22 protein-coding genes are annotated in these 22,200 nt (G+C 32.4%); 10 read left to right on the top strand and 12 right to left on the bottom strand.

Translation table 11 applies throughout. From position 1 onward, the window contains the following. Window positions 1–145: 145 nt before the first annotated feature. The 3 genes from ACVC43_RS10300 (at window position 146) to ACVC43_RS10290 (ending at window position 5,411) form a co-directional block, all read left to right on the top strand. Window positions 146–1,429 carry a PQQ-dependent sugar dehydrogenase gene (locus tag ACVC43_RS10300; RefSeq protein ID WP_452224433.1) on the top strand — a complete coding sequence of 428 codons (1,284 nt, stop codon included), beginning with the start codon at window positions 146–148 and terminating at the stop codon, window positions 1,427–1,429. Between the two features lie 39 nt (window positions 1,430–1,468). Beyond that, window positions 1,469–3,760 carry a TonB-dependent receptor family protein gene (locus tag ACVC43_RS10295; protein ID WP_452224432.1) on the top strand — a complete coding sequence of 764 codons (2,292 nt, stop codon included), beginning with the start codon at window positions 1,469–1,471 and terminating at the stop codon, window positions 3,758–3,760. Between the two features lie 220 nt (window positions 3,761–3,980). After that, window positions 3,981–5,411, top strand: a complete 1,431-nt coding sequence (locus tag ACVC43_RS10290) for a hypothetical protein (protein ID WP_452224431.1) — start codon at window positions 3,981–3,983, stop codon at window positions 5,409–5,411. 243 nt (window positions 5,412–5,654) lie between these two features. On the opposite strand, the gene ACVC43_RS10285 is transcribed toward ACVC43_RS10290, so the two are convergent. The 7 genes from ACVC43_RS10285 to ACVC43_RS10255 form a co-directional block, all read right to left on the bottom strand. Further along, window positions 5,655–5,978, bottom strand: a complete 324-nt coding sequence (locus ACVC43_RS10285; RefSeq protein WP_452224430.1) for a phosphoribosylpyrophosphate synthetase — start codon at window positions 5,976–5,978, stop codon at window positions 5,655–5,657. Between the two features lie 103 nt (window positions 5,979–6,081). After that, window positions 6,082–6,231 (bottom strand): hypothetical protein, encoded by a 150-nt coding sequence (locus ACVC43_RS10280; RefSeq protein ID WP_452224429.1) that lies wholly within the window; start codon window positions 6,229–6,231, stop codon window positions 6,082–6,084. A gap of 10 nt (window positions 6,232–6,241) precedes the next feature. Then, window positions 6,242–6,583, bottom strand: coding sequence for a cupin domain-containing protein (locus ACVC43_RS10275; RefSeq protein ID WP_452224428.1), 342 nt, complete (start codon window positions 6,581–6,583; stop codon window positions 6,242–6,244). A gap of 273 nt (window positions 6,584–6,856) precedes the next feature. Further along, window positions 6,857–6,982, bottom strand: a complete 126-nt coding sequence (locus tag ACVC43_RS10270) for a hypothetical protein (protein WP_452224427.1) — start codon at window positions 6,980–6,982, stop codon at window positions 6,857–6,859. 96 nt (window positions 6,983–7,078) lie between these two features. Continuing rightward, on the bottom strand, window positions 7,079–7,639 hold the full coding sequence (locus ACVC43_RS10265) for a helix-turn-helix domain-containing protein (RefSeq protein WP_452224426.1): 561 nt from the start codon (window positions 7,637–7,639) through the stop codon (window positions 7,079–7,081). Between the two features lie 398 nt (window positions 7,640–8,037). Continuing rightward, window positions 8,038–8,250 (bottom strand): hypothetical protein, encoded by a 213-nt coding sequence (locus ACVC43_RS10260; protein WP_452224425.1) that lies wholly within the window; start codon window positions 8,248–8,250, stop codon window positions 8,038–8,040. Between the two features lie 16 nt (window positions 8,251–8,266). Beyond that, on the bottom strand, window positions 8,267–9,547 hold the full coding sequence (locus tag ACVC43_RS10255; RefSeq protein WP_452224424.1) for an AAA family ATPase: 1,281 nt from the start codon (window positions 9,545–9,547) through the stop codon (window positions 8,267–8,269). A 206-nt stretch (window positions 9,548–9,753) separates the two neighbouring features. On the opposite strand from ACVC43_RS10255, the gene ACVC43_RS10250 reads away from it, so the two are divergent. The 5 genes from ACVC43_RS10250 (at window position 9,754) to ACVC43_RS10230 (ending at window position 14,157) form a co-directional block, all read left to right on the top strand. After that, window positions 9,754–10,776, top strand: coding sequence for a CBASS oligonucleotide cyclase (locus tag ACVC43_RS10250; RefSeq protein ID WP_452224423.1), 1,023 nt, complete (start codon window positions 9,754–9,756; stop codon window positions 10,774–10,776). Between the two features lie 3 nt (window positions 10,777–10,779). Next, window positions 10,780–11,271 carry an HORMA-1 domain-containing protein gene (locus ACVC43_RS10245; RefSeq protein WP_452224422.1) on the top strand — a complete coding sequence of 164 codons (492 nt, stop codon included), beginning with the start codon at window positions 10,780–10,782 and terminating at the stop codon, window positions 11,269–11,271. Next, window positions 11,265–12,137: an AAA family ATPase gene (locus tag ACVC43_RS10240; protein ID WP_452224421.1), complete on the top strand. Its 873-nt coding sequence runs from the start codon at window positions 11,265–11,267 to the stop codon at window positions 12,135–12,137. Before ACVC43_RS10245 ends, ACVC43_RS10240 begins: the two co-directional genes overlap by 7 nt. 2 nt (window positions 12,138–12,139) lie before the next feature. Then, window positions 12,140–13,921, top strand: coding sequence for an SAVED domain-containing protein (locus ACVC43_RS10235; RefSeq protein ID WP_452224420.1), 1,782 nt, complete (start codon window positions 12,140–12,142; stop codon window positions 13,919–13,921). A 95-nt stretch (window positions 13,922–14,016) separates the two neighbouring features. Then, window positions 14,017–14,157 (top strand): hypothetical protein, encoded by a 141-nt coding sequence (locus tag ACVC43_RS10230; protein WP_452224419.1) that lies wholly within the window; start codon window positions 14,017–14,019, stop codon window positions 14,155–14,157. Between the two features lie 1,000 nt (window positions 14,158–15,157). Here the strand turns inward: ACVC43_RS10230 and ACVC43_RS10225 are convergent. Genes ACVC43_RS10225 through ACVC43_RS10205 form a run of 5 tightly spaced genes read right to left on the bottom strand, consistent with a single transcriptional unit; the run spans window position 15,158 to window position 21,323 of the window. Continuing rightward, the gene (locus ACVC43_RS10225) at window positions 15,158–15,886 is read right to left on the bottom strand and encodes a hypothetical protein (protein WP_452224418.1); all 729 of its coding nucleotides are present in this window, start codon (window positions 15,884–15,886) and stop codon (window positions 15,158–15,160) included. 5 nt (window positions 15,887–15,891) lie between these two features. Further along, complete coding sequence (locus ACVC43_RS10220; protein ID WP_452224417.1) at window positions 15,892–16,851, bottom strand: hypothetical protein; 960 nt, start codon at window positions 16,849–16,851, stop codon at window positions 15,892–15,894. A gap of 1 nt (window position 16,852) precedes the next feature. Continuing rightward, window positions 16,853–18,604 carry a hypothetical protein gene (locus tag ACVC43_RS10215; protein WP_452224416.1) on the bottom strand — a complete coding sequence of 584 codons (1,752 nt, stop codon included), beginning with the start codon at window positions 18,602–18,604 and terminating at the stop codon, window positions 16,853–16,855. Between the two features lie 49 nt (window positions 18,605–18,653). Then, the gene (locus ACVC43_RS10210; protein WP_452224415.1) at window positions 18,654–19,520 is read right to left on the bottom strand and encodes a mechanosensitive ion channel family protein; all 867 of its coding nucleotides are present in this window, start codon (window positions 19,518–19,520) and stop codon (window positions 18,654–18,656) included. Between the two features lie 3 nt (window positions 19,521–19,523). Then, window positions 19,524–21,323 carry an SLC13 family permease gene (locus tag ACVC43_RS10205; protein ID WP_452224414.1) on the bottom strand — a complete coding sequence of 600 codons (1,800 nt, stop codon included), beginning with the start codon at window positions 21,321–21,323 and terminating at the stop codon, window positions 19,524–19,526. Between the two features lie 106 nt (window positions 21,324–21,429). On the opposite strand from ACVC43_RS10205, the gene ACVC43_RS10200 reads away from it, so the two are divergent. Together ACVC43_RS10200 and ACVC43_RS10195 are read left to right on the top strand one after the other, a co-directional pair. Further along, complete coding sequence (locus ACVC43_RS10200) at window positions 21,430–21,756, top strand: hypothetical protein (RefSeq protein WP_452224413.1); 327 nt, start codon at window positions 21,430–21,432, stop codon at window positions 21,754–21,756. Window positions 21,757–21,840: 84 nt separating this feature from the next. Next, window positions 21,841–22,143 (top strand): HPF/RaiA family ribosome-associated protein, encoded by a 303-nt coding sequence (locus ACVC43_RS10195; protein WP_452224412.1) that lies wholly within the window; start codon window positions 21,841–21,843, stop codon window positions 22,141–22,143. Window positions 22,144–22,200: the final 57 nt, after the last annotated feature.

Below are 22,200 nucleotides of genomic sequence, written 5' to 3'. Positions count from 1 at the left end.
TACACAAATCATTCCATAAACTGTTACAGAAAGCTTAATAATTATTAGATAGGATTATACAAGTTACATGTTAAAGTTATACTAACGAATGGATAGCAGTAATTATTTAAAGCCGAATTCATTATTTTTAAGAAAACCATTATTTATGAAAAGATATAATTTACTCTCAGTCGTTCTCCTTACCATTTTTATGTACTCATGTAAAAGTGAACAGCATCCAAATAAAACTGAAAAACCAATGGCCTCTGAAAATACCGCAGATACCGTACAAACAACCATTGGCCAATTAATATTACCAAAACCGTATGCTACAGAATCTGTAAGAAACCCAAATAAACTTGTGGATTGGCCAGAAGGTAAAATGCCAGTGGCTCCGGAAGGCTTTATTGTTACCAAATTTGCTGATGGTTTTGAAAACCCACGTTGGACCTATATTGGCCCAAATGGAGATTTTTTTGTTTGTGAATCTAATACAAGAAACAGTGCCAACCGTATTACTATTTTACGCGATAAAGATAATGATGGTACCATAGAGCTACGTCAAGCTTTTCTGGAAGACCTAAACCAACCTTTTGGGATGCTAATTGTTAACAATCATTTTTATGTTGCCAATACAGATGGTTTGTACAAATATCCTTATAAAACAGGACAAACCTCTTTAATGGATTCTAAGGGTATTAAAATTGTTGATCTTCCGGCTGGTGGTTACAATAACCATTGGACACGTAATATTATTACTAACAAAGCACAGGATAAAATTTATATTTCGGTAGGTTCGGCAAGTAATGTTGCAGAGCATGGTATGGAGGAAGAAATTCGTCGTGCTAACATACTTGAAGTCGACCTTAATGGCGAAAATGAAAGAATTTATGCCAGCGGACTTAGAAATCCTGTTGGTATGGATTGGAATCCTATTAATGGTGAATTATGGACAGCCGTTAACGAGCGCGATAAACTTGGCGATAATTTAGTGCCAGATTATGTTACAAGCGTGCAAGAAGGTGGTTTTTATGGATGGCCTTATGCTTATTTTGGAGCCATAGAAGATCCAAGATTAAAAGGTAAAGCTCCAGAATTGGTGGCTAAAACCATAGTGCCAGACGTTTCCGTAGGACCACACACCGCATCATTAGGACTAACATTTTACACACATGATAGTTTTCCTGAAAGCTACAAAAATGGGCTGTTGGTTGGACAGCATGGGTCTTGGAACCGTTCTGTACTTTCAGGGTACGCTGTAAAATTTATTCCTTTTAAAGACGGTAAACCTACAGGTGAACCGCAAGATTTTCTTACTGGCTTTATTGCAGAGGATAACGATAGAAATGTATATGGAAGACCAGTTTGCGTTGCTGTTACACCAGCAGGAGATGTATTAGTTAATGACGATTCTGGTAATGTTATATGGAAAGTGAGTTACAACAAATAACACCTTTATAATTCAGAATTCACTGCCTTAACAAACTTCATGAAATTTACATCACTCAGCTTAATAATGGTTATAGGCTTAACCGCTATTACAAATTTATGTTTTGCTCAAACCATTAGTGGACGTGTTATTGACCACACAGAGGCTAATGTTTCGGGTGTTTTAATTCTTGTTAATACTAACGCGATTTCTAAAACTGATACCGAAGGTTTTTTTACACTTCCAGAAACGTATCAATTACCAATCGAAATCACGCTTAAGCATCCAGATTATTATATGCAAACGGTCACGCTTTCTAAAGAACACACCATCTTTAAACTTACTGCTTTAAAAAATACTAATGATCTTGAAGAGGTTATTCTTTCTTCAGCCTATCAAAAAGAAAGTAAAGTAATTGTACCCACTTCAAGAATTACAGCACAAAAGTTCGACGCTTATAGTCCGGTGGATATGGTTTCTGCCATTAACGAAACACCAGGTGTTTACATTCAAAGTGGTGCACTAAACACTAATAGAATTGTTATTCGTGGCGTAGGTTCCAGAACACTTTATGGTACCAATAAAATTCGAGCCTATTTTAATGGTATACCAATAACCAATGGCACAGGCGATACAGCTATTGACGCCTTTAATCCTGAAAATATAGAAAGTCTCGAAATTGTAAAAGGCCCAAAAGCCACGCAATATGGAACGAATTTGGGTGGTACATTACTACTTAACTCCATACAAGTTAAAGCAGGCGAAACCTATGCTAAAAGTAATCTTACCTTGGGTAGCTTTGGGATGTTAAAAAATAATATTTCTGTAGCCACATCGAACGAAAAATTATCATTAAACCTCAATTACGACCATTTAGAATTCGATGGGTTTCGTGAAAATAGTCGCTACAATCGAAATGCTGTGTTATTAACTTCAAATTACAACTTTAATAAAAAAAATGAGTTAGGTATTTTAATTAATTATACTAATTACGTTGCCCAGATTGCAAGCTCGATTGATAGTACAGCATTTATGGAAGACCCAACTCAGGCAGCTTTTACTTGGAATGCAGCGCAAGGTTATGAAGATAATGAGCAGATTTTAGTCGGACTTCATTATACGCACCGTTTTTCTGAACGCTTCAGTAATACCACGTCTGTCTTTTATACCTATCTGGATCATTACGAGCCACGACCTTTTAATATATTAGATGAATACACTAATGGTTATGGCTTAAGAACCTTATTTGCCAAAGACTTTCAGTTTTTAGACAAAAAAGCTATTTTAAGTTTTGGTGGAGAACTTTACAAGGACCAGTACAATTGGCAAACCATAGAAAACCTATATCAAGATAATAATGGTAATGGCAGTTTGGAAGGACAACTGCTAAGCGATAACATAGAAAAACGGAACAATTTAAACGTTTTTGCAACAGTCACTTTGCCATTTAGTAAAAAATTAAAAGCACAAATAGGTTTAAACGTTAACACAACCAACTATAGCTTTCTGGACGCATTTAATGTTGGTGAAGACAATAAAAATGCAGATCGTAATTTCGATCCTATTTTAGCGCCAAATTTTAATCTCGTGTATCAATTTACGCCAGATATAAACGCCTACGCGAATGTGAGTAGAGGATTTAATTATCCGTCTATAGAAGAAACACTTACGCCAGACGGACTAATTAATACTGAATTAGGCCCAGAAACAGGTTATAATTATGAAATTGGTAGCGAATGGTTCGCATTAGCGAGAGCACTTAAAATTCAGCTATCTGCTTATCTGCTCGATATCGATAACTTGCTTGTTGCAGACCGTATTGGTGATGATCAATTTATTGGACGTAATGCAGGTAAAACTCAGCATAAAGGAATAGAATTATCTATTTTATATCGCAAGGCATTTAGCAATGGCTTCTCTTTAGCACCTTATTTAAATACTGAAATATCCGATAATAAATTTATCGATTTTGTGGATGGTGATACAGATTATTCAGGTAACCAGCTTACAGGTGTGCCAAGCACAAAGCTAAATGGAGGCATCCGTTTTGGCTTTAAACAGTTGCATTTAAATACCAATTTCCTCCATGTTGGCGATATGCCGTTGGATGATGCCAATACCTTATTTTCAGACGCCTACACTGTATTTAACTCAAACATTACGTACAATACGCAACTAACAGCACAACTATCCGTTGCGCTTAAGGCAGGTATCAATAATATTTTAGATGAAAAATATGCCTCATCCATTCTTATTAATGCCACAGGGTTTGGTAATGCAGAGCCACGCTATTATTATCCTGGCGCACCACGCAATTGGTTTGGTGGATTTAAATTGGCGTATACTTTATAGGATGCTTTAATTTAAATTCATCATGCATTTTAAACCCTATGTTAAACCAAATGTAAAGATTTAAGACATGCATCTTGCTTATGTTTATAGCAGGATAGGAGAGTAGGACATTGCACGCAGAATGATTATAATTAGAACGAACACTCTCAAATTTTCTTAAAATTTTTCGGCAATTGCAAAATGGTATTATTACATTACATCACTAACTATATCATTTTTCGTGAAAAACCCATCAAAATACCCTTGTTTTAAAATCCGTTCTGTTTTACTTTTTCTTTGTCTGTTTTCGTTTAGCTATGTCAATGCACATATTCCAGGTGGTCACGTTAAAATAGAAAAAAAAGCCTATGCATTGCTTAAAGCCCAATTAGCGCAGGACAATTTACCCGATGGCACCACCATATTTAACTTTTTGGTAACCAATGGTATTATTAAAGACAGTGACGATGCTAATAGTGCTTATCCCGATTTAGACCTTGGCAGACAATTTCTGTCCGATAGGCAAATCTTCCACTTTATGGCAAACAGCCATTATGTAATGCAGGCACTTAGGCAGTACGAAGCTATTAATACACAGCAGGCACATATTCTTAAAAAAGCATTACCAGATTGTATAAATATGGTGTACACTTTATTACGGGAAACCATAGATAATCCTGTTGGTGCCAGTGAAGCTGGCAGAGGTATTTATGTGCTTATGCATGCCATTACCGACTCGTATTCCAGAGAACACACCATAAGAGATACCACCACCTTTGAGCTTATTAACATTAAAAGCTGGCAATTATCACGCTTGTTTTGGCCAAAAGCAGCTAAACAATTAGAAACAATGCGCGATGGGAGTGTAGATACCATGATATTTCTTCATACTACAACAGGTATGGCAGACGAGGAGTGGGAATACGAAAACGGAGCACTAAGACCAGAAGCCTTAGCAGCCGCTAATGCCTTAAAAGAGTTGTTGGTAACCACCTACAGGGCAATAAACGCTCCCGAAGAGACAGAGCGTTTAATTACAGCCTACATCGCCAAACATTTTAAACCACAAATAGCAACGGTAGAAAAGGAGCACTTTGTATTCTCTGGCGATACTACCAAGTTAAAATTAAGTTACCATGCAGGCTATGCTAATAATGCTAACGTATTAAAACTGGACCGTTACCCACTATTCTCGCACATGCTGTACTACCAAAACGGACTCGATAACACGCAGTTAAACGCTTTTGGGTACGAAGTAGGCTATCATGTAACGCCAAGAGCAGCATTCTCTTCAACCTCTTTTTTGCAACGCTTACCATACGGTTTTACGCTTGCCATAAACGAAAATACAGGCATTTTAAAGGAGGCTTCTTTTTTTGAATCGCTGCAACTTAAGGCTGCTGCAAAAGTGGCCATCTATTTGCCTTTAAGAAATCTGGTGTTAGAACCCAGAGTTGGCTATGGTATAACACCGTTTTATAAAACCAATTTAAATGCTGGTGTAATAAGCGGTTTTGATATTGCTTTTAACTTAGGGCGCGATAATAACAGAAAACGCACCAAACGTTTTGCTGTGGGTTACGAGTATGATGCGTCTGGATTACACGCCTATAATAGTATTTTATTTAAAATAGGCTATAATAGTTGGCAAGGTCGGGTGATTAAAAAGTAAGATGAAACTTTCAAAAAAAATGTTTTTAAAATTTCTTCTGCAATATTAATGAAATCGAGTTTACGAGATGTACGAGCTCTTATTTCTTAAATAGAATAGAGCGAGTAAACACTTTTTTTGCGACTAGCCTGTGTTGAGCGGAGTCGAACTATAAGATATAAGCATAATGTGCGTAAAATGGAATATTGCCTAACAATAGTTTAACATTCTTGATATCTTTAATAAAAACAATTATATCCAAATTCAATTTATTGGATGCGTACTTAATTTTTTTACAATTTTAGACATTTCTTTATCCGCATATATTCCATAAGCGTTTACAACAATTCCTTTGCTATTGTTTTTATTCGAGGAAATGGCATAAACAATCATGGCATCTCCAGGATCGCTATTACCTTCAAATCTGTAAAAATGGTCAATTTCAAAATCAGCTGGCGACAATTCAGTTGCAGTTTGATGAGAAATGAGACTTTCATTTGTGGTTAATATGGAAAAATCAATAGTGTAACCACGTTTTCTTAGGTCAGCCATTGCTTCAGTAACGGTGTCATAACTTTTTCGTTTCATAGTTTTATTTTTTACTTTTAAAAACATAAATAGTTTCTGGAATGGTAAACCAACAGAAATAAAATATGCCTAAGGAGAAATTGTGTCTCCTATCAAAATAATCTTACTTCGTATATACAGTTTCTCCCGTATCCTTTACTAAAATGAAATCTGGTATTGGTGGTTGTTTTTGATACACTTCAGTTCCAACCCAAATAAGCACAATGAATGAGAGTACTACAACACTGGTAAAGGCAATCCATATTTTTTTCATATGTAAATTTTTATTGTGAAATTTTGTTAACGCGTTCTACGTTGTCGAGTACAGAAATTGATAAACGAACGATACAATCTGCAGTACAAGTAAGGTTATGAGGGATGTTGGCTTCCAAGGCAATTAAATCTCCTTTTGTTAGAATTTGTTTTTTTCCGTTTATACCAAAATCAATTTCTCCTTCAAAAATTTCAATTATTATCGGAAATGGTGCTTTATGTTCTTTCATAAATTGACCTTTTTTCATGACAATGCGTACCTCTTTGGAACTGGCTGTTTTTAGCAGTATTGTAACTGTAGGTTTATCGTCCTCTTGATATTCAATAGTATCGAGTAGTGATGCTTTATTCATAATGTTTAATTTTTTTTATAAAATTTATACAAACCATTTTATCTTTTATAGATGTAAAAAAAAGTAAGTTGACAATTTACTTTTCAATTGGTAAGTAAATCCAGTAAACATTAATTATGACCTAACAGTTAAATTGAAATAATTATAATGTATTTAATATTTGTACTGCATAAAAAAAGCAGACCATGATGATCTGCTTTATAGTATCAAATAAAAATTTATTTGAATCTTCCTAAACATATAATTGATTAATAGCGGTAAAAAAAAATTATGTTATAGGTTCTTTTTTTTATCAGAATCCTTTTTATTAGACTCTACTTTGCTTTTAGAATCGCTTCCGTGTTTAGCAGTGGTTTCAGTTCTTTTTTTTTGATCTTGGTCTTTTTTCTTGTCGTCCATAATACATTGCTTTTACAAGTACTTAATTATACTTATGTAAATAAACAATTTATACTATGGCTTATGTTACATACTTATGGAATAGAGTTACATAAGTTATAGATTTTCTAAGTTGCTTTTACGTTTTGCACCTATTATTTTATAAAAGGATGGGCTTTGGCCTGTAACCTTTTTAAACTGGTTAGACAAGTGAGCAACACTACTGTAGTTTAATTTGTATGCTATTTCTGTGAGATTAAGCTCATCGTACAATATCAATTCTTTTGCTCTTTCAATTTTATGTTTTATAATAAAATGCTGAATGGTTATTCCCTTAACTTCTGAAAATAAGTTTGATAAGTAGGCGTATTCTAACCCTAATTTTTCACTAATAAAATCTGAAAAAGTATATTTTGGAAAATCATCTGAATAGTGAATCATTTCAATGATAGCCGTTTTTATCTCATCAATAAGGATACTTTTTTTATCATCTAATAGTTCTAATCCAGAAACCGCTAAATTTGATTTTAATTTTTGTTTTATTTCAACAGAAATGTCTTCCTTTATTTCAATTAAACCTAATTCAACACTTGTATAATGCAAGCCTAATTTTTCTAGTTCAAGTTTTACCATGAGCTTACACCTTAAACTTACCATAAATTTTATATAGAGTTTCATAATGACTTAAAGATATGTTTTAAATAAGTGATATCAGAAAATATATTCAATAACACTGTTAAGCCAATTGTAATAAAATTTACAATAGTTTTGCCTAAGGTGATTTTTATTGGGTAAAAGCGAAAATATAGCTATTTGGAATACACGATATATTTTTGAATGATAACAATAAAACTGATGCTTTTAATGTTACAAAGACATTTTACATAATGACTGATTATAATTTCAAATCTGTATTATAATGTTCTGCGTTATGTAACTTTGCTTTGGTAAAAGCGAAGTTAAATTACTGCTTTTTCTTATTTTTTTCTTCTATAATTTTTCTCTGCGATGTTAATGGAACACTCTTTTTACGAAGCGACGATAGGAGTGAAGTGGAATGTGTGTGTAATGAGAAATTAACACTTATAATAATCTAATTCAATGATTGTTGATAAAGTAGCTGTAAAACCACTTTCATTAGGATTTTCAGTAGATGGAGCCAAATTAGCAAGCATTTCCTTGAAAACACGACTATAACTATAATCAACAATTTTAAAATATTTATCCAATTTAGGAGCATAAATTTTATCGCCAGCTGCCAAATGTGTTAATTCTGTTATTTTGAACATAATACTTGAGGTTTGTTTATTCAAATAAATTAAGTTGACTGTTTATTTCTAATTTTATAGGAATACCATCATATTTACCAGATAAATAATCCTTTTCAAAAGATGCATCTTTCCTTATTTTTTTATCATTTAATGTTTCAAAAGTAGTTTGTCCGTAAACATCTTTTTCAAAAATCATTATTTGATCTCTTCTAAATAATTTTGAACTAGAGTTTATATAATGGGAATTATGTGATGCAAGTAATAATTGAGCTTTATTGTTTTCATCCGAATTAAATAATTTTATTATTGCTTTGCCTAATAAAGGATGAAGTCTAGCATCAAATTCATCAATTATTAAAGTTTTTCCATTTACAAAGGCATCAACAATTGGACCTGCTAAAGAAAATAACTTTCTAGTTCCTAAAGATTCATTCCTTATTAAATCAAAATATGTGCTTCTTTTAGGTTCGAGATTACTATCATATACAATATGCTCTGTCATAATTGCAACATTTTCTTTATTTCTCTCCAATAATATTTTATGCAATTCTTTCGGTAATCCACTTTTTTCAAGTAATTCAGCTGTAAGTTCAATGTTTTCTGTTTTCACTTGGTTAAATCCAAGATTTGCTCCTTTTATAAAATTGTTGATTGTTACTTTATATTCAGGATCATTTAATAATTTGACTGTAAAATTAATTGCTTCACTATCATTAGTGCCAGATATATATTTTATGTTGCCAAGGTCTTTAATAATATTAATAGCTATTTTAATATTTAACTGTGCACATAATGATAAGAAAAGTGAGTTTTCTCTTGTGTTACTAATAAAATGTTCACTTGTAACATCATATTTCTTACCAATTTCTATTGATTGTAGATCCCTTTTGAATAAAAGATATTCTTTTGATTTTTTGCTAAAATATAACCATTCTTTATGAACTCTTTTTTTGTCTACTTGAAATCCATAGCGATATTTGGCACCATCAAATACAATCTCAATTTCAAAATAACTAGGTTTATTCAATGTTTCTGTTGATAAACGAAAGGGCTCTATATTAATCTCTTCATCCGCTTGTGAATCTTTAGATGAGTTTTGTATAAACTTTTTAACAAACTTAATAGCTTTAAATAAATTACTCTTACCACTTGAGTTAGCACCATAAGCAACTAAACTTTTAAGTAAACTTACATTAGAAACTGTTGTAGATAGAATATTATCATTTCTTAATTCAGTTAAAGAACTAGCATTAAGGTCAATAGCTACTTTTTCTTTGAAAGAAAGAAAGTTTCCTACCGTGAATTTTACGAGCATGTTGAATGTTTTATTGAGGATTTCCGTAAAAGTAATAAAAAAATGAGAGATATTCTCATATATTATGAATTTTATTTGTTTGATTAAATTATTTTTTGTATATTTGTGAGAAATAAACTCATAATACTTGAATATTAATACGTATTTATGAATATTTTAAGCCAAAAATGAGAGTTATACGTATAATATTATAAAGTAAAATAAATATGAGTGAATTAACAACACATTCCGTTTTGCATAAAAGGATTACAACTTTTGTTGATTGGATAAAACCTGAAGCAGCAAAACGAGACGAGATTAAAGAGAGATCAAACAAAGCGAGAGAAAATATTAAAGCCAAGGCTGAATCAGATGAATACAATTTAGTTGTTGTTTCTACACCAAATGCTGGATCTTTTACTACTAAAACAGGATTGAGAAGACATTATAGAGGAGATGCAGAAGTAGAAGGACTTGATGTAGATTTGCCCTTCGTAATTCAAGATAATCAAGATGGCTACGCATTATTTAATTTACTAAATGTTTTCTATAAAATTGTTGATGATTGCTACCCAAATGTTGATAAGGAGAAAACAAAAAGTTCAATTAAACTTAAGTTTCCAGATAAAGTGAATTTGGATATAGTTCCAATGTTAGAAGGTACAAGTATTGATGAGCAAATATTAATAAGGTCTACTGGTGAAAAAATAAATACATCGGTAAAAAAGCATGTAGATTTTATAAAAAAAAGAACAAATACAAGCAATAGTGAAGTTGGAAGAGTTAAATATAATGAATGCTTGCGATTGTTTAAATGGTGGCGAGATACACAGGCAAATAACTCTTATTGGTTAAGTGGAGATGATAGTCCACCCAGTTTTTTGATAAATTTGTTAACAGCTAAAGCTTTTGATGAATTATCGGTTAGAAAAACATATGCTGAAACGCTAGCAAATTGGTTTGGTTATTTGGCGCATTTAGTTAAAAACAAAGAGCCTATTCTATTTAGCGATTATAATAATCCTACTAAAGATTATTACACATGGTCAGTTATAGATCCTGTTAATCCTGATAATAACATCGTAAAAAATTGGAGCTCTTCTAAAATTGATGAACTGGCTAGTTGGCTTGAAAATGGAAGAGATAGTTGGAGTAGAATTATTGGTCACGATTTAGAAGGAGAAGATGCTAAATCTATAGAAGAATTAATTAAAATATTTGGGAATTCATTTAAAAATCATACAGAATAGAATATGAGTACAAGTTATACAAGATCAGAATCATCAACATATTCAGAAGCTAGAGCAAGATATGTCATGAATAAAGTACAGGAAGATTTATTAGGCCTAATGAGTAGAAATCTAATAAGTTTGGACAGAGTTAAAAGTATTAAAAGCGATGTTCTTTATTTATTAAATAAGGAAGCTTTAAAGTATTTTCAATTACAATTTAAAACACCAGATGGTAAAGAAGTTGGTGGCTTGCATTATGAAGTTAAGGCCAATGGGCAGATATATTCTGATGAAGATTCAGGAAAAATAAATTATTGGTTGCTTTCAAGTGATATCAAAGTAAATTTATTAGTTCAATTGGATAGAGAGAGTAAAAACATTGATGAAGTTGATAGGCAATTAGAAAATTGGGGTTGGGGAAATGGTTCAGCTTTGACAGGAACTCGCGAGGTTTTAAAATCATATTCCAAAGATGGATATGGAGTAACTCAAAGCAAAATTGGAGCATGGTAAATTTATATAATATTGAGCACCCAAATAAAATAGCTGAAAAACAATATGCTGAACTTATTGGTATTGATGAAAATAAATCAAATTTACTTTCATCATTAAGCCTATTATTGGATAATGATAAAATTAAAGATTGGCAGACTAAACATCATAAAAAAGAAATATCTATTGTTAATCAGATATACTCTGGGACTCCTTTGGTGATTTTGTCAGGAGATGTTGGTTGTGGCAAAACTGCATTAGCTCAATCTATTGCAACTCCGTTATCTATTAAACTGGATAAAAAAATTACTGTATTCGAAACACCCTCAAATATAAGAGGAAGTGGTTTAGTAGGAGAGATTTCAAATAGAATAACAGAAGCATTCGAACAGGCGAAGAGAAAACTTGGAAAAACCGATTTAGGTGTACTTATTATTGATGAAGCAGATGATATAGCAACTAGTAGATCTCAAAATCAAGCGCATCATGAAGACAGAGCTGGTCTAAATGTTCTAATTAAACAAATTGACCTCATTAGAAAAGAGAATGTTAATCTAGCGGTAATATTAATTACAAATAGATTAGAGGCACTAGATCCAGCTGTCAGAAGGAGAACATCGTTAAACTTAATTTTTGAACGGCCTTCTGGAGAAAAGATAAATGAAGTCGTTGAATATATTTTCAAGGATATTGATTATGACAAACCTTTATTTGAAGATATTATTAATTATATCCAAGCTCAAGAAATACCATATAGTTTTTCTGATTTAATACATAGAGTTGCTAAACAAGCAATTTATAAAGCTATTGAAATTGACACACCTTTTACGATTGAAATATTTAAGACAACATTAGAAACTACAAAACCATCTCCATTAATTGATTAAATATGAATGAAACTATTATTATTATTGCTCATTCCGGATTAGAAAAAAAAATAACTAAAGAAGAATGTATTAAAGCGCTTTCTGAAATAGCAATTGACAAAGAAATTATTTTTATAGACTTTGAAATTGCTGACGCTAAACTATCTGATTTATACGATTTACCTTATGAACAATTAGCTCTAGAACAACAGAGAAGGTTTAAAGATGAAATAGAGCCTATATTTAAAGCAAATCCTGAATCTAGTATAGCTTATTTTGGTTTAGCTCCAATCCCATTAGCTATCCATCTTGGTTTCCTATGCAGTAATTACAATAAGTTTTTACTTTTCCAACTCCATCATAAAAACAATGAGTGGTATTTGCAAACTGAAAAACCAAAAGACTATAATTTTGAAATTAAAGAGACTAATTTACCAACTGATGTCCAGAAAGGTGTAGGGGAAATTTTTATTAGAGTTGGTACATCATATAGAATTGAGCCACAACATTCACAAGAAGTATTATCAAATCCAACAAATGAATTTGATTTATTATTAAAAGAGCCTCATATCGATGGAATATCCAACCAAGAAGAAATGAATGATGTTATTGATGCTTTTCAAAACATTCTTTCAGCTTGTAGTAATTACCTTCCTGATAAAACTAAAATTCATTTGTTTGTTTCTTCAACAACAGCAGTTGCTTTTGCTATTGGAACTAGAATAAACCCAAATATCTATCCATACGTTCAGACCTATCAGTTCAATAGAGATGAAACTCCAAAATATAGAGAAGCTATATTAATAGATAAAAGTTCTGATGATGCTATCGCTTTTACTGAAAGTGATAGAAAAATTGCATCAGATATTAGAAATTCTTGGGAAAAACAACTACAAATTGATATCAAAACGTTTATAGGAAATAGCGAAGGTCTTTTTGATAATTGGTATGAACATATAACTCAAAAAAATCCTAAACTAAAAGACTATGCACAAGGACTTTGGCTAAAATTACCACAGCTTAAAACTACGTCACTTAAAAATGATTTCATTGATTTAGATGAAAATATAGTTAGTGATGGATTTGAATATAATAAAACCGACTTAAAATGGAAAATTGACGATGGAATGTTTGTTAGTTTGAACAACAGATTAGGAAAAATTGAAGGCTCCAATATTTTACAGGCTGGTAGACTATTCCTTTTTCATGAAGGTTTACACTATTGTCCTGAAGCTCATAATTTAATTGGCTCTGTAGCTAATGGTATTGGGCAATTTCCAAAAGTAATTGAGGAAGCTGATTATCAGGCTGATGTATATGGATTATTGTATGAATATAAATTCAGTATAGAGAAAAACAAAAGTATTGAAAATAACCTAAAAAAATTCTTTTTGACAGCTATAGATACTGCAACAGAGACAATGTGGTCTTTCGTTGATAATGGTGTAGAATTAAATGAGCTGAATATAAGATCAATAAATCGTTTCCTTAATTGGTACTGGCAATGGGTAAGGATAGAACAACTTTCAAACACGGGAACTCTCGAGGAAATAATTGAAATTTTGTTTGATAAACCAGTTATAGAGTTTGCTGGTCCACCACCATTTATTTTAAATCGTAGACGAGTTGCTATTAAATTAAAAACGAGTAATTATTATCGTTATGAATTAGCAATTTTTCACAATAATAAAATTGTAAGAGGAACACCAACAGGTATTGATGATATTGTGGAAGGATTCAGAAAAATGGATAGCGATAAAATTAAAGAAGGTTTACGAAGTTTTCTGGCAATGGTTACTAATTAAAAATAATAAAATGAATTTCTAAACGAATTTTAAACTGGTTTTTAAATTTGTTACCATAGAATTTATTAAAAATTAATAAAGTAAAATAGAATATTATGATTACAATTGAAGCAATTAAACCTGGTCCTAAAAGAAAAAATGAAAATGGTAAACCAGACAAGAGGCAAAGGGTTAACCCTGAAAATAAGCCAAAACATAAAAAATTAAAACCTCACAAACACAAACCTGGCGATTAATAATCATATAGAATAGTATTTTTTACCCAGATGAAGCGTTGGCAAAACGACCTCATAAAATTTTGGTAAAACAATAGGAGAGTGGAGCGTAAATATTTTAGGCTATACAAATGCAATTATCCTGCGGATGATTGTATTTGGATACAACACTTTACTAAAAGCTCGTTTTAAATTGTATTTAGCTAAAAATGTACTTTGGGTACATTTTTTTAACGCTAAATAGTCTAAAATATAGCGTAACGAGCCGTAATTGTTTAAATCTTTACGTTTTACCCACAAATATATTCCTGCAAAATTCACTATATTTAAACTCTCCCTTTATTTAATATAAGAGCTTTATTAGGAATAATCAAGAGTATAAATAAACGAAAACATGTCTTATCAAAATGGAATAGATTATTACGAAGAGGATAAAGATAAAACTTATCATGAAAATAAATGTTTATACTACACATACAGATTTGAAGTTTTAAAGAAAATGAGTGTATTTGATAAAATAGTTTATTTCCCTTACTGGTTGATAAAATTTGTTTATCATTCAACTATGTTAAAAAAAATAAAGCCGAAATAAGCGATCAATTAAGCAATTTATAGAGTAGTAGAACTAAAAATAAATAAAATAATGATGAAATACAGCTATATTAATTCGAATCGCGTATTTTAAATTTAAGAAGGTTTGTACAGGATATAAAAACTATACAGGATGAAATTTTTTTCAAATTGTATTTCTATTTAATCATTCTCAAATTAAAAGCCACAATTAACTTTACATAATTACTCGATATAAGTCTGGCAGCCATTATATCTGTAATTATGTCAAATATCGCCCAAAAGCGCTATTTCGCTAATTGTTGTAAAATGTACTATAATTAATATTATGTAAAATAGGATTTATTGTTATCCAAAACATATTACCTCTATTATACGTCGCTACTAATAATTAATACTTGCACTCTTTTAAATAAGTAGTTATTCATTTAAAAAAAAAACTTGCTACTAATCAATCAAACTCTGGATGGTATTTTAAGCGTCTGCGTTGCGAACGGCTTATATAATTTGTACCTGTATTAAAAAGTACTTGTTTACCAGTTAAGTCTATGGTTTTTATTGTTTCTAAAGTATCTGCTTTTTTAACGTGCATTACCAAATTGCGTTTTGAAGCTACAAACCGTATTGGTTCGCTATACACAGCATCTAAAGTAACCAAACGGTTGTTTATTGGTGTGTCGTCTTTGGTTTTACTTAGTAACGTCGCAATTACAAAATCGCAGGCTGTGGCGCTTTGTGGTAGTAAGTCGAATGTTAGTGTTTCGTTCTTATTGGTGAACACCATGTTGTTGTTAGCTACAACCCCAAAATAAATATTCTCGATATCACTGGCAAAAATATAATCTTTATGCGCTTCGGTATTAAAAATATCTGGCGTTAAATCGAAACTCCTATCGGTTTTTGTGGTTAAGTAAATAACGCTGTTGCCTTGTTTTGCTACAAGTACATACAACTCTTCACGCACCTGAATATCCTTATTTGCCAAAATATCGTCTGGCTCGCAACCTTGGTCGCATAATATAAAACGCGTGGTACCTTCTACTTTAATTTTTTCGCATAACCGGAACACATACATGTTATAATCGGCTACATTTACAGAGGCTACCGTCGAAATTTTATAACGATTGGAACAGGCAGCAAGTAGAAAAACACCTATGCCAACAACGAGTATATAACGCATGAATTTCATAAATTATTTTTATAGTTAAACTGCTCGAAAGCACCACCAAACGCAATACGATACCCATAAAAATAATCGGGATGATACGGATTATCACGCGAAAAATGCAAAATATCCTGTACGTCCCAAACATTAACATCGTAAGCCGTTAGGTATGCCGAATAGCTATGAGCAAAACTTCTTGCAGCTAATTTCCACTGTTGTTGGTTAAAGCCAAACACCTCTTTATTTTTATAAGGAATATGGTCTAATTGTAATTTATCAGACGCATCGAAAGCAAACGGTTGCCAGCCTGTAAATTTATGGAAACTCAGCTCTACTTGGTTTACATACGCCTTTGTTTTAAAATGTGTGGAAAGCACGACACCACCTGTGTAATAACGGTCTTTCTTATCGCCAAAGACATTTAAAACGGGTCCACCATCATTATAATACGAGATTTGAACCGTTCGCGCAATATTAAAATTAAAGAAACCAACCAGCTGCGTGCTTCGGTTTTTATCCGGATTTAAAATTAAATTCGAGCCTATCCCTACCGAATGTTTAAAGGTATTCTGCAACGGATTCGCGGTAAAGTCTGCAAAATGGTATAAAGGTACTAACCGCTCCTCTATCCTGTTTACAGCATTAATATGCTTACCACCAACATTAACTGTCGCATTGGTAAAAAAATCTAAAAACACACAGTTTTTATAATCCTCACTTAAATTGCTCCCTAAAATACCACGATTATAAACCATAACACCTAAGTGCGCTGTGGGCAATGCACCAAAGCCGTTGTTATTTATGGCGAGATAATGCCCTATACCTCCAGTGGCACTCGCTCTAAATTTTAGATGATATCCATTTTGCACTTCGGCAGAAAGCATGACACCAAAACCTAATCTTAAATCATCGATAGTTCCGGATTGTGCACTTCCAATCTGCAAACCAAATACTATTAATATTAACACGATTTTTTTCATATTACACAATTAAATCATCTTCGCGTTGTGCTAAATATGCTTTACTAAAATATTTCTTTAAAAAAGCATCTGTATTGTTGTAAAACACTTTGTCTATAACCTCTACAAAGGGTTGTTTCATCATTAAATCGTCTAATTCTTTAAGCGTAAATTGCGTTTCACTTGGTAAATTTACCACATTATAGCCTTGGTATTCCAGAAAGACGTAGTTGTTTAGCGCTTCGGTTATTTTTGCTCTAAATGCAGGTAAATCGGCAGACGTTTTATAATGATCGAATGGATCTACAATACCATCATTATCGCTACCTAAACAAACCGTTTTCCAGGCATCGATTTCGGGTATTTTTGAGGTGGTACGTGTTTGGTTCTCTTTTCTTATATAAGCCAAATTCACTTTTACAATATGGAACACGTTGGTTAAAAACATCTGTACGTGCAGTTTTCTGGTGGTTTCATCATCGGCTTTCTTGAGTTGTTTTCTAAACTTATTGCCAGGCATCCTGCCATCGTGCATACAGATACCAATTAAACCGTCCGACTTAAATACCTCAACGATATCCTCGTCTGTTAAATTAATATCCCAAATACTCACATACGAGTTTTTATCGAGGTTAAAACTGTCTTTGGTGGCTAAAGCCTGGTCTAAAGTAGCAAGACCACTTACTGCTGCATGGCTAACAATTACTGGTACATTATCTTGTTGTGCATCGCTTTCGCTTCGCATACTTTCCAGTAACTGGTAATAACTTTTTCGCGCTAAAACCGACATGTGTTTAACGTCTATTAAAATACGCTGACCATTTTCACGAGTTAATAAATGGTCTATTATCAATAGCATTCCAAAGGTTGAAATACCCAAATCCTGACCAATGGTTTGGTCGAAAATATCGGCAAAACCAGGATCGAAAGTCCCTTTGGCATCCATAAAACTTTTAGCGTGCCCAACTAATAAATTATTGAAATGATGCGCATAGGTGATAAAAAACGGCGGAAACTCTTCTTCTTTAAGTGCTTTTATATTTTCTATAAACGATAACTTTAATTTGCTTTGGCGCTCTAAAGGCAGGTTTTCAATTTTAGCATTTTCAAACAAATCCTGTTTGTTGTAAACACCTAAAGCATGCATACCTTCTATAGTCATGATGCCACAAATGGTATCTTCGGCTTGGGTTTCTAAAAAATGCTCATAATTTTTAACCAATTGAAATTTTGGCTGTTTGCCGTGTATTAATTTATCTGAAAGACTTTTATTAGCATTGAGTAGAAACTGATATTCTAAAATATAATCGTTAAAATAATCGATGGTGTCAACAGTGTCGTCATGAATAGGATCTATTAATCTGCTTGCGGTTTTAATTGAAATACCCGACAGAAGCGAGACAATTTTTTTATCGACATTGATATTACTTATCGTAATTTTTTTCCCGAAAATTAAGCCTAAAATAAACCGGTGAATACCTTTACTTTTTTTAAAAGGTCTAACAGGTTTTAAAAAGGGTTTTTCTATAGGATAAACCGAGCAAAACACTAATCTGTTATGGCCTTGAAAGCAACTGTCTAAATTAGACTGAGAATAGGTTGCCATCTTTTTTAACACGATATTTATTATCCATTTTCGCGGACTAATATCTTTAAAATAATCTTTGGGCTTTTTATTGGTGAAAAAATCCCATATGTTTTTTATATCAGCAGGATTGCCATAGGGTTTTAAACTGGGATGGTTATGTAAATCGGAAATTGGTTTGTTGTCCATATGCTGGCTATTTCAGGTTGTTTCTGAAATTTACAAAATAACTAACAAACTACTCCTCTTTCTCCATTTTTACTGTACGAATTGGGAAAGGAATGTTTATATCATTAGCATCGAATGCCTCTTTAATAAGCATAATAGCTTCACTTTGATTGGTGTACATCTGGCTTTTCTTTATATAATCGATATAAAAACGCGTAATAAAATTAATGGAACTGTCACCAAACTCGGTAAAGTAAAACTCAATTTTTTCGTTGTTTTTCTGCGGAAAGTTTTTTTCAATCACCTCTAAAACAAGCTGTTTTACAGCTCTTAAATTAGATTCGTACCCAACACCACAAGATATGGTAATACGACCTCTGCTGGTGTACGAGTAGTTAACAAAAGGCTCTTCTATAAACAAAGAGTTTGGCATAACTACAATATGATTGTCCGGACGACGCAACACCACATTTCTTAAACTAATTTCTTCTACAAACCCACTATGGCTTGAAGTTTCCACATAATCATTAATTCTTATTCTTGGTAAAAAAGATAGTAAAACACCGGAAAAGGTGTTATTTAAAGTGCCTTGTAGTGCCAAACCAATAGCTAATGCCACTACTCCAGCACCTGCTAATATTGAGGTTAAGGCTTTGTCTAAATCTAAAACACCTAACGCGATAAAAAAACCAACCGATAACAGTACCAGATAAATAAGTTTAACTATAATGCGCCTAACCGATTGATTACTTAATTTTTTTCGTAAAACTTTACGCAATAGAGAGGATAAAATACGCGCTATAAAATAAAACGCAACCATTACTAAAATGGCAATTAAGAGATTGGGTAATCTTAAAATAATGGCCTCATACCACCCATTTAATTTATCCCATAATTTGCTTACAGCTTTGTCTGTTTCCTGAATGAATAATAGCATAATTTACGTTTTAAATAGTGTAGATAAAATAAGTGTTCCTGCGATAAGTAATATAAAAGACAGCAAACCTCCAATAATTAAAAAATGCTTAAACCTGTAGGCACCAGTACCATAAATTAAGGCATTGGTTTGGTAGCCCATTGGAGTAAAAAAGCTAAAATTGGCGCCAAACATTACCGCAAAAATAAATGGTTTTAGAGGTAAATTGAGTCCGCTGGCAAGCGCTATCGCAATAGGCGTCATAATAACAGCAGTAGCATTGTTAGAAATAAAACCACTAAACAGCATGGTAATTCCAAAGGTGGCGCCTAAAACAAGCATTTGGTTTTGTCCGTGTAAGAGTGCAATTAATTTTGTAGATACCCAAGTATCTGTGCCAGAATTACTCATAGCAATACCTAAAGGAATCATCCCTGCCAATAGAAAGATAATTTGCCAGTTTACACGTTTGTATATTTTAGATAGGTTTATGCAATTACCAAGTAATAAAGCGCCAACGCCTGCAATAGAGCTGGCTAAAATAGATAAAGTACCACTTGCTGCTAAACCTATAACGCAAAGGATGGTTACAATACACCAGATTTTTTTTCTGTTATCGACCTCAAAATTATCTTCATGGCTTCTTAAAACCACCACATTTTCTAACCCGTAAAACCTGCCTAAGTTGGCCTCATTTACCTTAACCAGAATACGATCACCAGATTTTACGTGCATTTTATTAAAAGCTTTTGGTAAATACAGGTTTTTGTTGGTGAGCATTTTACTTTTTTGAATGCCCATAGGCACACCATCGCCAGCAAGTTTCCATTTTAATTCGTTTAAGGTCTTCCCAATAAATTCCGATCCTGGTAAAACCAGCATTTCAATAAAATAGGTTTTTATATTTTTTTCGTCGTTTTCATCCACAACAATATTATCTTTTTTTAAGGACAATTCGAAATGTTCTTCAGAAATAAGAGAAAAATCTTCTAAATCACTAAGTAAAACAATCTCGTCACCAGCACGTAAGGTTGTGTTTTTTCCTGGAGCGGTGTGTACATTGCCATCTCTTAGCAGTTTAAGAATTTTAATACCAGACTTATCGTAAAAAGACAACGATGAAAAAGGTTTGCCTATAAATTCGGAATCTTCCTTAGCCGACAGTGTAAAAATAAACTCCGAAGATTCGTTGTAGTTATTTAGCTTTCGTTCTGTTCCTTTTGGTAACCACCTACTGGCAATCGTCATAAAAACCACACCTATAGCAAGAAATATTAATCCGTAAAGAGAAAACTCGAAAAAGCCTATGGCCTCTGCTCCTCTGTTTTTAGCAACGGCATTTACCAATAAGTTGGTAGAGGTTCCCATAAGTGTACAACTACCACCTAAAATACCTGCAAAAGAAATAGGCATGAGTAATTTAGATTCTGAAAAATTAAATTTTGAAGACAATTGCGACATCACCTTTAAAAAAATAACCACCACAGCTGTGGTACTTATAACCGAAGAAATTCCAGCCGAGACAAGCATAAACACAGGAACCATTAAAATAAGCGGAAGAACATTCAGTTTTTTAATACCATTACTTAGTAATGTTATCACACCGTTATCCTCTAAACCTATGGCAATAATCATAAGCATGAGCACAGTAATTGTTGCCGCGTTAGAAAAGCCGCTTACGGCTTCTTCAGGTGTGGTTAAACCCAACAATACCAGCGCAACAATAATGATAAACGAAATTTTATCAACAGGCATAATCTCTGTAATAAACATGACTACAGTGACAGCAATAATTATAAATACTAACAAAATTTGAATATCCATAATTAAATATAATTTTGATACTTAGTTAAAGTGCGCTTTTTGGATTTTAGTTTTTATTCTAATGATAAATATCGATATATTTACTTTAAGAAAAGTATAAAAAAAGATGCACTTAAAGAAACCTATTCTCATATTAATTGTTTGCTTAACTGTTGTGGCTTGTAATTATGATAATCTTTTGGAAATAAAGCAAAAATCTGATTATTATAAGTTTTATGTAGATTCTATTTCTAAACTTGAACGTTCAGTTTTTAATAAAAATTTACAGACTATAGAAAAGCGCCATAATGAACTGAAATCAAAGGTTTACGATGCCATTGGAACATTAGAGAAAGATCATTCTATCCGTCGAGAAATTCTTGAATCAGATTCTATTTATAATGCCTTAAAGATAGAACACAGGCATTGGCTTAACGATTTTAAAAAGCAATAAAGGCAAATATTAAATTTATACTAAAACTGAAAATTAGCGCATTAAGTTTTGTATATTTATAAATGAACTAAAAAACGAAAATATATGACAGTGAATTATGAATATGATGGCGTAACTGCGAGCCCAGAACTAGAAGGTTACGTAAACGGAAAATTAGAGAAATTATTTAATAAATATGAATTTGTTGTGCGTGCAGACGTTTTTTTTAAGACAGAGAACACAAGCAACAGAAACTCTAAAATGAAAACATCTATAAGACTAAGCGCTCCGGGACCAAGATTATTTGCAGAAACCGCAACCGATTCTTTTCATAAAAGTGCATCCGATTCGGTAAGTGCTTTAGAGCGACAACTGGACAAACGAAAAGGTGCTATGCAAACGCATTAAGAATTATAATTTAGTGTATACAAAAGCTACTCTCACGAGTGGCTTTTTTTAATAGAT

Source organism: Lacinutrix chionoecetis (assembly GCF_053604665.1).
This window is presented reverse-complemented; position numbering and strand designations above follow the sequence as displayed.

What these genes read in the sequence shown, in the direction of transcription:
- ACVC43_RS10285 (WP_452224430.1), bottom strand. Translation starts at nt 5,978, where the DNA reads ATGAAACGAAAAAGTTATGACACCGTTACTGAAGCAATGGCTGACCTA.
- ACVC43_RS10200 (WP_452224413.1), top strand. Translation starts at nt 21,430, where the DNA reads ATGCACTTAAAGAAACCTATTCTCATATTAATTGTTTGCTTAACTGTT.
- ACVC43_RS10265 (WP_452224426.1), bottom strand. Translation starts at nt 7,639, where the DNA reads ATGAAACTCTATATAAAATTTATGGTAAGTTTAAGGTGTAAGCTCATG.
- ACVC43_RS10250 (WP_452224423.1), top strand. Translation starts at nt 9,754, where the DNA reads ATGAGTGAATTAACAACACATTCCGTTTTGCATAAAAGGATTACAACT.
- ACVC43_RS10295 (WP_452224432.1), top strand. Translation starts at nt 1,469, where the DNA reads ATGAAATTTACATCACTCAGCTTAATAATGGTTATAGGCTTAACCGCT.
- ACVC43_RS10245 (WP_452224422.1), top strand. Translation starts at nt 10,780, where the DNA reads ATGAGTACAAGTTATACAAGATCAGAATCATCAACATATTCAGAAGCT.
- ACVC43_RS10240 (WP_452224421.1), top strand. Translation starts at nt 11,265, where the DNA reads ATGGTAAATTTATATAATATTGAGCACCCAAATAAAATAGCTGAAAAA.
- ACVC43_RS10195 (WP_452224412.1), top strand. Translation starts at nt 21,841, where the DNA reads ATGACAGTGAATTATGAATATGATGGCGTAACTGCGAGCCCAGAACTA.
- ACVC43_RS10205 (WP_452224414.1), bottom strand. Translation starts at nt 21,323, where the DNA reads ATGGATATTCAAATTTTGTTAGTATTTATAATTATTGCTGTCACTGTA.
- ACVC43_RS10235 (WP_452224420.1), top strand. Translation starts at nt 12,140, where the DNA reads ATGAATGAAACTATTATTATTATTGCTCATTCCGGATTAGAAAAAAAA.
- ACVC43_RS10220 (WP_452224417.1), bottom strand. Translation starts at nt 16,851, where the DNA reads ATGAAAAAAATCGTGTTAATATTAATAGTATTTGGTTTGCAGATTGGA.
- ACVC43_RS10255 (WP_452224424.1), bottom strand. Translation starts at nt 9,547, where the DNA reads ATGCTCGTAAAATTCACGGTAGGAAACTTTCTTTCTTTCAAAGAAAAA.
- ACVC43_RS10225 (WP_452224418.1), bottom strand. Translation starts at nt 15,886, where the DNA reads ATGCGTTATATACTCGTTGTTGGCATAGGTGTTTTTCTACTTGCTGCC.
- ACVC43_RS10300 (WP_452224433.1), top strand. Translation starts at nt 146, where the DNA reads ATGAAAAGATATAATTTACTCTCAGTCGTTCTCCTTACCATTTTTATG.
- ACVC43_RS10275 (WP_452224428.1), bottom strand. Translation starts at nt 6,583, where the DNA reads ATGAATAAAGCATCACTACTCGATACTATTGAATATCAAGAGGACGAT.
- ACVC43_RS10280 (WP_452224429.1), bottom strand. Translation starts at nt 6,231, where the DNA reads ATGAAAAAAATATGGATTGCCTTTACCAGTGTTGTAGTACTCTCATTC.
- ACVC43_RS10270 (WP_452224427.1), bottom strand. Translation starts at nt 6,982, where the DNA reads ATGGACGACAAGAAAAAAGACCAAGATCAAAAAAAAAGAACTGAAACC.
- ACVC43_RS10215 (WP_452224416.1), bottom strand. Translation starts at nt 18,604, where the DNA reads ATGGACAACAAACCAATTTCCGATTTACATAACCATCCCAGTTTAAAA.
- ACVC43_RS10230 (WP_452224419.1), top strand. Translation starts at nt 14,017, where the DNA reads ATGATTACAATTGAAGCAATTAAACCTGGTCCTAAAAGAAAAAATGAA.
- ACVC43_RS10260 (WP_452224425.1), bottom strand. Translation starts at nt 8,250, where the DNA reads ATGTTCAAAATAACAGAATTAACACATTTGGCAGCTGGCGATAAAATT.
- ACVC43_RS10210 (WP_452224415.1), bottom strand. Translation starts at nt 19,520, where the DNA reads ATGCTATTATTCATTCAGGAAACAGACAAAGCTGTAAGCAAATTATGG.